This is a genomic window from Legionella sp. W05-934-2 (assembly GCF_964199965.1).
GTDB lineage: Bacteria > Pseudomonadota > Gammaproteobacteria > Legionellales > Legionellaceae > JAFIFT01.
Window position 1 is genome coordinate 220,648 of sequence record NZ_CAXMZT010000003.1, and the last position, 13,620, is coordinate 234,267.

Here is a 13,620-nt window from a genome sequence, read left to right on the forward strand (position 1 = left end):
TATTTAAACAGATGTCGTATGCTTAATTTAACCAACCTAACCCTGATGCAAGGGAACAAAATTCTTATCAAAAAATCTTCTATTAGCTTATTTGAAAAACAAAAAGTTGGCCTGGTTGGTAAAAATGGCTCAGGTAAATCGAGTTTATTCTCGCTTATCTTAGGCCAACTCCACCCTGAAGAAGGGGAGTGTTTACTAAACAACAATTTGCGCATTAGCCATCTTGCCCAACATGTTCCCGATTCAGAAGAACCTGCTATCGACTATGTGTTGGGTGGCGATGTCGATTACCAAGCACTGATGCATGAATTAAAGGAAGCCGAACACTTAGGTGATGCCGATAAAATGGTTGCCTGCCATAATCGCCTTTCGGAGACCGATGGATACGCAAAACCGGCTCAAGCGGCAGCCATCTTAGCGGGGTTAGGTGTTGCCAATGAGCGCCAAACAGAAGCCGTTAAAGCCTTTTCTGGCGGTTGGCGTATGCGGTTAAATTTGGCGCGCTGCCTTATGAAGCCAGCCGAATTGATGCTGTTAGATGAGCCGACTAACCACCTGGATTTGGAGGCTATCTATTGGCTAGAAAAATGGTTAAAACAAAGCCCTGCTACAATCATCATCATCTCACATGACCGCGATTTTTTAGATGCGTTTACCAGTCACACCTTACACATTGAACACCAACAACTCACGTTATACTCCGGGAATTATAGTCAATTTGAACTAATTAGGGCCGAAAAGCTCGCTTTACAACAAGCTACCTATGAAAAGCAACAAGCAAAAGTGGCTCATTTAATGTCGTTTGTTGATAGGTTTCGTTATAAAGCATCTAAAGCAAAGCAAGCTCAAAGTCGCTTGAAAGCGATTGAGAGAATAAATCTAATCGCACAAGCCCAGGTGGATTCCAATTTTTCCTTCCAATTTTATCCCTGTGACAGGGTTTCATCGCCCATGCTTCAAAGCGAGGAATTAGACGCGGGCTATCAAAAAGGCGAACCCGTTTTACAGAAAGTCAATTTAACCATCAATCCAGGGGATCGAATTGCGCTTCTTGGCCCGAATGGCATGGGGAAATCCACCTTGATAAAAACGTTAACTCAACGTATCGCACCATTAGCGGGCCAAATCCATCGTGCAAAGCATTTAAATATTGCCTATTATGCCCAACATCAGCTCGAAGAGTTAGACGTTCATCAAAGCCCCATGGCTCAAATTCAAGCCTTATCACCCGAAGTAAGTGAACAAGAAATACGTAATTTCCTAGGGGGGTTTGGCTTCCAAGGGGATAATGCCCTGACAACCATTGAACATTTTTCAGGGGGTGAAAAAGCGCGATTGGCGCTGGCAAAATTAGTCTGGCAAAAACCAAATTTATTACTGCTCGATGAGCCGACCAACCACTTGGATCTTGACATGCGTGCCGCCGTTACCCTAGCCCTGCAAAGCTTTGAAGGCGCTATGATTTTGATTTCTCACGACAGGCATTTACTACGCAACAGTGTTGACCAATTCTATCTTATATACAATAACCGAGTATCAGCGTTTGACGGCGATCTCGATGACTATTATCAATGGCTAAGTCAACTACAAACCTCTCTCAACTCAACCACTAAGAAAGCTGATTCATCACAGCTATTTAAGCAAAAAAAGCAATTAACTAACCGCGTTGATAAGCTGGAAAGGCAGATTACAGAACTACAGCAAGAACACCTAACGATCGAAAATGATCTATCGGATCTCACCTTGTATGAAGCCGGCAATGCACATAAATTATCGTCGCTTCAAGACAAGGCACACCTTATCAAAAGCCAGCTTAGTCAAATGGAACAAGATTGGTTAGAGGCCATAGAAAACCTTGAAGCGCTTAACGAGGAACGTTGACATCTTATACGTGGTATTTTTTTTATCTTTGTAATGGCGACTTGTTAATAATTATCCAGTACTTAGATTATTTACTTTGTACCGGACAAAAACTCATATCTAAGACGTGCCCGTGCCCAATGCTAATGGTGCCCGGGCTCGTATTAGTTCTTTGTTTTTTGTCCAGTACAAAGGATTATTCATCCACCATGTGCTTAATTTATGGTTAATTTAATCTAATTTTGATATAATAACTCAAATTTACACTCCTAAAGGCTAATTATGGGCAGTAAAAACTATTATTTCATCGACAATTTTGCAGATGGCAATTGTGGATATTTGGCCTATGCTATCTCGTTAATGTATGTATTGCGTCATGCCAAGGATAATGCGATGACCAGCAGAATTATCGATAAGTTATTAAAGGTTAAAGAGGTTGACAGCAATTACTTAAAAAAGCTAATTGAAGACACGCGGAAAGAAAAAAGAGCGTTTACTCAGGTCGAGTTAAATGAAATCCAACGCAAATTAGGTCAGCCCTTACGAGAATTTGCGGCAGAACAAGTCATTTTAGAGTATCAATCAAAACAAGATGACTCTTCCCATATATTTGCAGTAGCAAACTATCCGATGCTCATGGAATTTAAAGGAGCAATCGTTGGTGATTCAGACATCGCCTCTTATGCCCCTTTTCCAAAGGAGCATGATTTGAGTTCTGCAGAGCTTCATAAATTGCCCAATTTTGCCAGAAACATATTGTCATTCTATATCGAACATAGAGAGAATTTTGCAGAGCAATACAAACGTCTATGCAATACAGAAAAACCATCGGATCTCACTAAAGAAAGAAAAATTCAGATATTCGACTCACTTATAAATGCTAAAACGATTGCTTTTTTTAATAGCAATAATTTGCTTGAACAATATAGACATCGTTTGGCCACCCCCAAAATATGGGCAAGTGAAGAAACCATGTTATGCATGCATCGCGCTATTACCAATGAGCGTATGATTGGTGAAGAGGGGCACCGCGAATTCACCCAAGAAAACCCGATTTCTTTTTCTATCGCCCGAGATGGCGTGCAAATGTCGGGTGATGTCGTTCAAATACTATTAGATAACCATAATAATTCCCATTGGACCTCATTGATTCCAAGCGAGTTGCTTGCCGATATCCCTGAAGCTCAAAGACCATCTAAAAAATTTGAATTGCGGACAATTACAAAAATAGCCACTACTGGCCAAAAGAAAACAGATGATGGTTTTCCAAGTGTGGATGTCAATTCAGTGGATAAAGATACTATTGAAAAGCAACAAAAGTTGCTTGAACTCTATGCTAACCAGCACAAAGCTAAGAAAGGTACCAGTCAGTCAATGGACAATACATCGGGTTCAAAGAGCTCAGGTGGATTGATTAACCCTTTGAAGAAACCCGCGGCGACGGATAATTCAGGAAGCCAACAAACCGGTACCCCAAGTCCCGTCAGTACGGATGATCTCGAAAAAGAAAGAAAACGCTTATTTTATTTAGCCTTGGTTGAAGGACAACGTGAATGTCCTATTGAAAGAGAGATCCATATGCTTTTGAAAGAGCAAGAGGGAATTATGCACTCACTGAAGGAAACCAATGATACAATCGCTGAAGTGGAACAAGCCATTCAAAATGCAAATTCAGAAGAAGCCAAACAAACTTTGGAACAATGGCAAACTAAGAAACTGACGTTGGCGTTAGAAAAACGCGAGCTTGAGGAGAAGCTGCGTGCTAATGAAACAAGTATCATCCGATTACTTGGGGTTGAGGCAGCAGAAAAATATAGCTCAGAACATCCTGAAGCACTTGAGTCGAATAGTCCACAGGAAACTTCCGTTTTGCCTATTCCAAGCAGCAATAAAGCAATCCCTGAAACAACGCCACCCGCCCCAACGGGAAGTTTTACGCTCCAGTTGCTATTTGCGGCAGCAAAAAATATCGCCCTTTTTCTCGTTGCGCTATTAGCAGGCGTTGGTGTTGGATTATTGGTAGCAAGCACGGGCATCGGTATACCTGCAGCAATTGGTCTTGGTGTTACAACGACCGCTGTGACAGGACTGGGTTTATATTCCTTGTTTAATCGAGGGGAAAAAACGGAAGCCACTCCTGTTGCGGAACCCATCCTTAAATAGTAGCCCGTATGGAGGCATAGCCGTAATACGGGAACTCAACCACGACAAAGCCGAAACATCTCAAAAGAGCCAAACGTTTGAATTTCCATGGGTGTTATTTTTTTGTCTCGGTTGCGCCGAGGGTTATTTCCCGCATTCCGCTTCGCTGTATGCGGGCTGGATTTTTAGGATTATTCCTCCCTTAGCTTGATGGCTATGGGACTTGGCTCGACCTACGATTGCTCAATTAGCTTGAAAATGCTACTTACCTATCAAGGCCAGCATCGCTTTCGCCGCTTTTTGTTCTGCTTTCCGACGAGATGGGCCCACCCCTTCTGTTGAAAGTTGAAGGGATTTTAGTTGGCACTGGACATAAAACTGCTGAGCATGCTCTTCACCAACCGTTTTCACCAGTTGGTAATCGGGCAAGTCCATTCCCTGAGATTGTAGTTTTTCCTGCAAAACACTTTTTGCATCTTTGATATCATTGATTAAAGAGCCATCGTTTAATCGGGATTCAAACAGGAACAAAATCGACTTTTTGCATGCTTCAAAACCACCATCGAGATAAATAGCAGCAAAAACGGCTTCTAAAGCGTCTGCTAAAATCGACGCTCGACGAAATCCCCCACTCCGTAATTCTCCCTGCCCCATGATTAAATAATCACCCAGCTTGATTTCTCGCGCTATCTCAGCCAGGGTATCCCCTTTCACCAAATAGGAACGTAGCCGACTTAGAACACCTTCTGCTTGATTATGGTATCGCTGATAAATAGCTTCAGCAATCACTAGACTTAACACTGAATCACCAAGAAACTCTAGCCGCTCATTATGGGAAGTCGCTGCACTTCGGTGGGTTAATGCAAGGTTTAGCAAGGCGGCTTGATTGAATTGGTAATTAAGTGATAAACAAAGCTTTTCAACATCAGGGCGCATTAATGTTTACCTCTTGTTCAACTTTAAAGTGCACTAATAGACTGATGTTGGCAAACATTTTTTCTTTCACTTCGTAATCAATTTTAATGTTGAAGGTGTTGTAATTTATCGGCTTAATAACAATATTGCTGGGCTTAATTGAAATAACACTATCAATATAAAATTGATTAATCAATATCCGCCGGATTTGGTCAGAGTTATACGACATATCATGGCTAAACCGTTCTGAGGAAATATTGGTCAAAGCCGATACGGCATTTTTCACCTTATAATTATTATAATAAATGGGTGCAACCTTCATAATAAAAATTGCGAATATAACAACCAACGCTGCTGATACTAACATGCCTGTTAACGTCATGCCTTGCATCCGTCTCATTTTTCATTCCTTTCAATAAGTTAAAACCATCGGTAAGAGTAACCCTGGGGCGTGTCCTCATACCCTACAGTATAGTTCCTATTCGAGACCAACGTACAGAGCCAGTCTGACCATTCCAACTGAGCCAAACCATCACCGCTTTACCGCGTAAATAGGATTCTGGTACAAATCCCCAAAATCGGCTATCAGCACTATCATCCCGGTTATCGCCCATCATGAAGTATTGTTTTGGGGGAACAACTAAGGAAAAATCAGCAGAATATGCTTCAGGATTAAGGTAAATGGCATGTTTAGTGCCCGCCAAATCTTCTTCATATTTTGCGACGGTACGTCCAGAGCTTTCATCGGTGGTATATTCAATAAATGTCTGCTTTATTTCTTTGCCATTGATGTAGAGCACTTTATCACGGTACTCCACTTTATCACCCGGCACGCCTATCACGCGTTTAATAAAATCATAAGTCGGATCAGGCGGCCATCTGAAAACCGCAATTTGTCCGGTTTTAGGTTCGGAAATTGGCAGTATTTTTGTTTCAGAGACTGGCAACCTCAAACCATAAGAAAACTTGTTCACCACCACGAAATCACCGACTTGTAAAGTGGGCTCTAAGGAGCCTGATGGGATACGGAATGGCTCACCTAAAAATGAGCGCAAGATTAAGACAATTAGAAATATTGGGAAAAACCCATGACCAAACTCTAAAATTCTTCCCCGTTTTTGGCCGGCCGGGCGTTTTTTCGCATAGTAAAAAACCTCCAAGACATACAAAACGCCGGTTAAGATTGTCATGACTAATAAAAATAAGGCAAAACTCATACGTTAATATCCTTTTTTATTAGGGTTTGTTGATATTTCGTTCCGGGTGGCAAGCAAACGGGACGAAATGTCGACAGACCCTCTTTAATTTTTCTTTTTGTGTGTTTGGAACACTGCCATGAAGGCTTCTTGGGGTATCTCCACGCTACCCACCTGTTTCATTCGCTTTTTACCTGCTTTTTGCTTTTCTAATAATTTGCGTTTACGCGTGACATCTCCCCCATAGCATTTCGCTGTCACATTCTTGCGTAATGCTTTGACCGTTTGCCTTGCGATGACATGGTTACCAATAGCAGCCTGGATGGCCACATCAAACATCTGCCTGGGAATGAGTTCTTGCATTTTTTCAGCTAATACCTTGCCTCGTTGATAGGCCACATCACGATGGACAATGACCGCCAGAGCATCCACCTTATCGCCATTAATCAAGATATCCATCTTAACAAGATTTGCCGGCTCAAATTTTAAGAAGTTATAGTCGAGTGAGGCGTATCCTCGGGTGAGTGACTTTAACTTGTCAAAAAAATCCGAAACCACTTCACTCATGGGTATGTCATAAACGACCGAGACTTGATAGCCACTATAAGTCATGCTGACTTGTGAACCCCGACGTTCAGTACATAAAGAGATGACTTGGCCAAGATAATCTTGAGGCACCAAGATATTAGCCCGAACGATGGGTTCATACATCTGTTTGATTTGCGAAGCGCCTGGTAAGTGGGAGGGATTATCCACCATTATCATTTCTGACTTCGTGGTTTCAACTTGGTAAATCACTGTTGGCGCAGTCGATATCAAATCCAGGTCATATTCCCTTTCTAAACGTTCCTGAATGATTTCCATATGCAGCATACCTAAAAAGCCACAGCGAAAACCAAACCCCAGTGCTTCCGATGACTCCGGTTCAAAAAACAACGACGCATCATTTAAACTCAATTTATTCAAAGCGTCACGAAACGCTTCAAAATCATCCGCACTGATTGGAAATAACCCGGCATATACCTGCGGCTTTACTTTTTGGAATCCAGGCAATGGGCTTTTGGCTTGATTTTTCTCAAGGGTTAACGTATCACCAACCGGTGCCCCATGGATGTCTTTTATGCCAGCAATCACATAGCCTACTTCACCTGCTTTTAAAGCGGCTAGTTTATGCCGCTTTGGCGTAAAATACCCGACTTCATCCACTTCATGGCTGCGGCCCGTTGACATCACCCGCATTTTATCGCCTTTTTGCAGCTGGCCATTGACGATTCTAACCAAGGAAACAACCCCAAGATAACTATCAAACCATGAATCAATAATCAACGCTTGTAACGGCTCTTCAATTTCACCCTTCGGCGGGGGAATTTTATCAACGATTGCTTGCAAAACTTCGCGTACACCGTCTCCCGTTTTTGCCGACACTTTGAGAGCGTTGCGAGCTTCAATGCCAATAATGTTCTCAATTTCATTGCATACCCTCTCAGGCTCAGCTTGGGGTAGGTCTAACTTATTAAGAACCGGGACAACTTCTAATTCTTGCTCAATAGCAGTGTAACAAACCGCGACCGTTTGCGCTTCCACGCCTTGTGCCGCATCGACTACCAAGATAGCACCTTCACAAGCGGCCAACGAACGGGACACTTCATAACTGAAATCAACATGCCCAGGGGTATCAATGAAATTTAATAAATAGGTTTGTCCATTTTCAGCTGTAAAATTAAGGGACACGCTTTGGGCTTTAATGGTAATACCACGCTCTCTCTCAATATCCATTGAGTCTAAAACCTGCTCTTCCATTTCACGATCTGTCAAGCCCCCGCATATTTGAATAAAGCGGTCAGCCAAGGTTGATTTACCATGATCAATATGAGCAATGATTGAAAAATTACGGATATGACTTAGATCGCTCAAACTGAATACCTGCAAAGAAAAAGAGGTGTATTCTATCGCAAAAAAGCCGCAGAAAAAAGATGGTCACAAGAGGCATCGAAAATATACACAATTTTGCCATGAAAATCGGGGCAATTCACGATTGCCCCTATCAACAGATCTTAACCCAGCAATTTGTATAGAATGGCTGACAATGCCAAAAGGCCAATAATAGTTGTGAATATATCCGCAATCGTTTGTCGATAGGCTTTTAGCCGCTCTATGCGATACAACGCATGCATTGGCATCAGAAACAAGATGATCGCTATGATGGGCCCACCCAATGTTTCAATCATGCCTAATATTGAAGGATTGATGGTAGCAACAATCCAGCATGCCCCCAATATGGATAAATCAATCGATGGCAAAAACGCTTTCTTCAATAAGGGATTGGTAGGATGAACTTCTTTTTGCCATAGACCTTTTAAACCTTCTCTTGCGCCTAGATAATGGCCAAAAAACGATTTAGCAATGGCAACAAAAGCGATGATAGGTGCAATTAACGAGATAAAAGGTTGGTGAAAGTAGTTTGCCAAATACGATAAAATAGAGATATTTTGATGCTTGGCCAACTGCATGTCTTCAGGAGTTAAGGTAAAAACACAGCTAAATACAAAAAACATTACCGTTGCAATCATCAATAGATGGCTTGTCGCTAATATCTGACAACTTTTTTGATCTGCATCTTTCCCATAGGTTTGCTTTTGTTGTAAAGCAAACGAGGAAATGATCGGTGAATGATTGAAGGAAAATACCATCACCGGAATCAAAATTGCAATGCTAGACATTGTCGAGGTGGACAGAAGCGATGGCGAATTATTCAGTGAATGAATCCAGTACGATAAATTCCATGAAGGAATGAGATAACACGATAGTGCCAATAGTACGATAACAAACGGATAAACAAGCATACTCATTGAGCGCAGCACCATCTGTTGACCAAAGACAATGACTAGCATTAAGCCAGTTAATAAACCACCGGATAATAAAGGTCGGGAGATAGGCTGAAAATGAAGTTGGTTCACCCAAAAACTCTCAGCGGTATTGGTGATTGCCACGCTATACATCAGTAAAATTGGAAAAATGGCAAAGAAATAAAAGAACGTAATCAGAAGGCCTGAGCGTTGACCATAATATTCTTTTGCGACATCGGTGATATCGCCGTGTTTATTTGGTGATGATAAGACAAATCGGCTAAGACCACGATGGGCATAATAGGTCATTGGGAAAGCCAAGATCGTCATAATCAATAATGGCAAAAGCCCGTTGATACCCGCATTAATCGGCAGGAATAAGGTGCCGGCTCCTATTGCTGTTCCATATAAGCTAAGCGTCCATAAGGTATCTTGCTTATTCCACGAGCTATTTAAGGGGGTGTTGCTCTGTTCGAGCGACTCAATAGTTACTTGTGTCACCTTGACTCCTGAACGACGATCACTGTCATCTATGGTAAAGAAACCAGGCAAAAAAAGCAATAATATTTACCAATCTGTAATATTAAATATTACTGTGTAGTATTTGGCGTTCATCTGACTAAAAAGTCAAAATATTGCCCAGGATAAGGTTCATTAATTAACGTAAAATGCCACCATTCCTTGTGGTAGGGCTTAAATCCTGCTTGACGCATAATTTTCCGCAGTCGCTTCCGATTCGATAATTGCTCTTTTGATTGTCTAGCATAATGAAAGTGCGCGCTCGGGTCGAGACAGTCAAACCGTGTGCCCATATTAATTGAATTATCGTTTAGATAAGCCAATGTTGAGTCATAGCAGCGTTTAATGGCCCGGAGATGGGGCTGGTGTTTTGGTTCATTTGCAAGAATTAATGTTAAATCAACCGTGCTTCCACGGCTATGTCCCGAATAGCGAGCGATATAACCTTTTTGGAATAATTGATTCTTCCTTACGCGTGGGTAAAAAGCGGGTTGATAAGCATTCGATAGGTGATTTTGACTCCAATGATAGAAATCATCCACGGCCCATTTTGGGCGATAACAATCATACACTTTCAGGCTATAACCCATCTTTTTTGCTAGTTTCTGAGCTTTCCGCAAAGCAACTGCTGCCGGCTTTGTTAGAATGCACACACCGGATTGATAACCAGCAATCGGGCGACCAACAAAATTGTTGTTGGTCGCATAACGCATATCTTGCTTGATGTCCGGAGCTATGTTCTGCAAATAAACAAAACCTGGGGGAAGAGAAAAGCTTAATTTAGCAATCGACCACAATAAAAACCATGCGAGTGCGCGCATTTCCCCTCCTCTATATGCTATTCAGAACAGCCTACCCCGTCAAAACCAACAACTTCACAACGTTGATGGTTTTGTGCGGTGAATTGATAATAGCTACCATTGACCTTGGCATATATTTGACCTTGCTTAGCCTGCCAAATTGGTGCATTTTTCATGGCTGTTTGAAGTTTTGCCATATCAGACACTGGGCGCCAAGCTGGATCACCTTTTTTCACCGCTTCAGAAGGGATGGAGAAGTGGGTAAAACCTTTACTAACTGCTGAGATAGCATTGAGTGCATCAATGATGCCGTGCCCACATGGCATCTTCCCTTGGCAAGATTCTGTGACCTTTGATGATGCGCCAAAATCATGTGTTGTGGCATAGAGCAATTGCTCAAGCGCAACCACGCTCATTCGCCTTGGGGAAGCAGAATCAACTAAGCCAAACAAGCCCGCAGCATGTGGGGAGGCCATACTGGTTCCTTGATAGAAATCATACCCCGAACCATAATATCCTTCGCCTGGTTTAACCGTTGATAAGATACCACCATCTGTGCCATATCGCTGATCGCCGCCCGGCGCTGCGAAGGCAACGGATGGGCCATAGTTTGAAAAATAGGAACGCAAGCCAGATGGGCCAGTGGAAGCCACACGTACCACGCCACTGCATATCGCTGGAGCATTAAAATTTTCCCAATGATTATCATTTCCTGCAGCTGCGACAACCACAACACCATGTTGGCGTGCGTAATCTACGGCTTCTTGCAATGCCTGATCACAATAGCTTCGTTCTTTGCCGGGATGCTCATCCACACCAAAGCTCATATTAATAACGCGTGCTTTGTGCTTATTCTTTGGTACGCCAGGCACATCAGCACCGGCCGCCCAATAAATCGCATTGACCACATTACTCTCATAAAACATACCATCGGCAGCGGGTATTTTCACTGGTAAAATTTTCATCGAAGGGCCAACACCCTGCATGATATTACCATAACCAGCAATTGTCCCTGCCACATGCGTGCCATGATAGGACTCCGTTTCATCTGCCAAATTCATATCATTGGCGACAAAATTCCAGCCGTAAATATCACCATTTTCGTCATGAAAAACATTACCCATCAAATCAGGATGGGCCTCAAGGCCTGTATCTAACACAGCAACAACCACTTCTCGTTTCGCATTACCCAGCGAATAAGCCCATGCGCCATCCATTTTGCCAGGTGCTGATTCAAGCATCATCCCTTCAGGTGCAGAAAACTCATCCCACTGCAGTTCATGGCTTAAAACTAACATAGGATCTTGGTAAGATTGTTTTGGTAAAGGCTTAAACTGCCCACGACGGTTTATGACTGCATACTCAATATCGGACCGTTGGTTCAATTGGCTAAGCAATGTTTGCTCATCCATTGCTTTAATTCCCTTTTTCTCATGCACGCTCACCTCATAGGTACCTCCCGCCATCGGTTTAACCTCGTTTGCTGTCAAGCCTAGTGAATTCAAGCTTGAATTGATAGACATTGCCAACGATGGATGGGGGGATTTGAATTTGATAATAAAATTGTGATTTGCATGAGATACAGGTACTGACGCAGATAGCGTCAATGCAGCCAAAAAAGCATACTTGCGCATAGAAACTCCTTGTTTGTTTCAAAATCGCAGTATGCCTTAGGTTTGTGGTTTGCGCAACCGTTGAGGGTTTCTGATCGAGGGACTACCTATAAAAATAAAATCCCTTTTACGTGAACGTTTGCGTTAGCGTCTCCGTTACCGAATTTAATCTTGTCAACCTGAAATGTCGATATTTAAAAACAGAATAAATAGTTATCGACGAGTTTAAAAAAATTGCTGTTAGAAAACTAACAGAGTCTTATTGCTAGAGTCATGATCTTTCGGTAACGCAAACGTTCACGTAAAAGGATACTGTCGGCGCTGATTACCTAGTAATAATCAATCTCTGTCATCGTCACATCAACAGGGGCTTCATCGACAATGACAAACGTTGGGGGTGAAGGGTCAACTGTAACTGTTCGATAAGACACGACTTCACTCGTATAAAGTGTTCCGCACGCGGACAATAACAAAGCTAAAGGGACAATTGCAATCCATCTCATAAATCCACCTTTTGATTTTGATTTAATCTAATTGTAGATTATTTGAGCTATATTGCAAATTTAGACCGTCTCAATGCAATCCTTGCCATTGGACTTAACGTGTAGGTCGGGCCTTGGCCCGACGGTTCGATAAATAATTCAAAGAAAAGGAACCAGACAATTGTCTCAATCATTATTCCATATCTGAACGGTAATCCCCTAAACTTGCGAGACTATTGAGTTTTGCTCGTTTCAATAGCGCTTTTTGGGCTGCCTGGATATTTTCCGGTTTCCCACCCCAAGCTTTTAAACAATCTTCTTGTAACGCGCGGCCATAGGAAAAGCTTAATAACCAAGGTTGCTCATCGAGCATGTTCATGGCATTAAGATTCTCTGTCGCTACAACAGGTGATTGGCCACCCGATAAAAAGTTGATGGTAGGAACTGCCGCTGGAACATTATTGCGAAAGACGCTAATCGTATAAAGCGCCACTTCATCAGGCGAACTAAAAGGCGTCGCTTCACTTCCTGAGGTGACCATGCTTGGCTTTAACACCATATATTCTAAAGCGACTTGATGAATATAGAGGGAATGGAACAGCTCATGAAGGACCATTTCTTGTGCTTCGGCGCATTGCTCAATACTATGGTCACCATCCATCAATACTTCGGGTTCAACAATAGGGACAATCCCATTATGTTGGCAAATTGCCGCATAGCGTGCCAACGTCTCCGCGTTCGCTTTGATGGCTGTTAAGCTAGGTTTGTTGTCGGCAATGTTATAGACGTTACGCCATTTTGCAAACGTTGCCCCCTGTTTTTTAAACGTTTGCAAACGCTCATTTAAGCCATCTAATCCTTGAGTAACTTTTTCACTATCGGTATTAACCAAGTCAATCAGTCCTTTATCGACCTTAATACCCGGTGTGATACCTTGATCAGCAAATACCTGCGCTAGGCATTTTCCGTTATCATCAGTTTGGGTAAACGTTTCTTCGTATAAAATAACCCCATGAATATACTCTGACAATCCCGGGGTTTGGGCAATTAGCATACGATAATCACGTCGATTTTTCTCAGTATTCTCAAGGCCGATTGTGGCTAGGCGCTTACCGATCGTGCCCGTGCTTTCATCAGCTGCCAAAAATCCCTTGCCCGGTTGTAGCAAGTGATCCATTGTCGACTCTAAATCGTCAAAACTCATGGTATATTGTCTCCTACTTTAATCAAATGGTATGTTTTTAATA

At 42.4% G+C, this 13,620-nt stretch carries 11 protein-coding genes; 2 read left to right on the forward strand and 9 right to left on the reverse strand.

What is annotated here, in order from left to right; translation table 11 throughout:
* The first annotated feature begins 18 nt into the window (after positions 1-18).
* A complete protein-coding gene (locus AB3348_RS04650; RefSeq protein ID WP_367606400.1) occupies positions 19-1,881 on the forward strand; it encodes an ABC-F family ATP-binding cassette domain-containing protein in 1,863 nt (620 codons plus the stop codon).
* 261 nt (positions 1,882-2,142) lie between these two features.
* A complete protein-coding gene (locus AB3348_RS04655) occupies positions 2,143-4,023 on the forward strand; it encodes a hypothetical protein (RefSeq protein WP_367606401.1) in 1,881 nt (626 codons plus the stop codon).
* A 240-nt stretch (positions 4,024-4,263) separates the two neighbouring features.
* Here the strand turns inward: AB3348_RS04655 and rnc are convergent, their stop codons facing one another.
* From rnc to AB3348_RS04700, 9 genes are all read right to left on the reverse strand, one after another.
* Positions 4,264-4,938 carry a ribonuclease III gene (gene rnc / locus AB3348_RS04660; RefSeq protein ID WP_367606402.1) on the reverse strand — a complete coding sequence of 225 codons (675 nt, stop codon included), beginning with the start codon at positions 4,936-4,938 and terminating at the stop codon, positions 4,264-4,266.
* Positions 4,928-5,317 carry a DUF4845 domain-containing protein gene (locus tag AB3348_RS04665; RefSeq protein WP_367606403.1) on the reverse strand — a complete coding sequence of 130 codons (390 nt, stop codon included), beginning with the start codon at positions 5,315-5,317 and terminating at the stop codon, positions 4,928-4,930. The genes rnc and AB3348_RS04665 overlap by 11 nt, the downstream gene beginning before the upstream one ends.
* A gap of 64 nt (positions 5,318-5,381) precedes the next feature.
* Entirely contained in the window at positions 5,382-6,134 is a 753-nt protein-coding gene (gene lepB, locus AB3348_RS04670) for a signal peptidase I (protein WP_367606404.1), read from the reverse strand.
* 84 nt (positions 6,135-6,218) lie between these two features.
* Complete coding sequence (gene lepA, locus AB3348_RS04675) at positions 6,219-8,027, reverse strand: translation elongation factor 4 (RefSeq protein ID WP_367606405.1); 1,809 nt, start codon at positions 8,025-8,027, stop codon at positions 6,219-6,221.
* 140 nt (positions 8,028-8,167) lie between these two features.
* Positions 8,168-9,460, reverse strand: coding sequence for an HAAAP family serine/threonine permease (locus AB3348_RS04680; RefSeq protein ID WP_367606406.1), 1,293 nt, complete (start codon positions 9,458-9,460; stop codon positions 8,168-8,170).
* 110 nt (positions 9,461-9,570) lie between these two features.
* Positions 9,571-10,299 (reverse strand): M15 family metallopeptidase, encoded by a 729-nt coding sequence (locus AB3348_RS04685; RefSeq protein WP_367606407.1) that lies wholly within the window; start codon positions 10,297-10,299, stop codon positions 9,571-9,573.
* Between the two features lie 17 nt (positions 10,300-10,316).
* The gene (locus AB3348_RS04690; protein WP_367606408.1) at positions 10,317-11,912 is read right to left on the reverse strand and encodes a S8 family serine peptidase; all 1,596 of its coding nucleotides are present in this window, start codon (positions 11,910-11,912) and stop codon (positions 10,317-10,319) included.
* A 308-nt stretch (positions 11,913-12,220) separates the two neighbouring features.
* Entirely contained in the window at positions 12,221-12,394 is a 174-nt protein-coding gene (locus AB3348_RS04695) for a hypothetical protein (RefSeq protein ID WP_367606409.1), read from the reverse strand.
* Positions 12,395-12,566: 172 nt separating this feature from the next.
* A complete protein-coding gene (locus tag AB3348_RS04700) occupies positions 12,567-13,577 on the reverse strand; it encodes a class I fructose-bisphosphate aldolase (RefSeq protein WP_367606410.1) in 1,011 nt (336 codons plus the stop codon).
* Positions 13,578-13,620 lie beyond the last annotated feature (43 nt).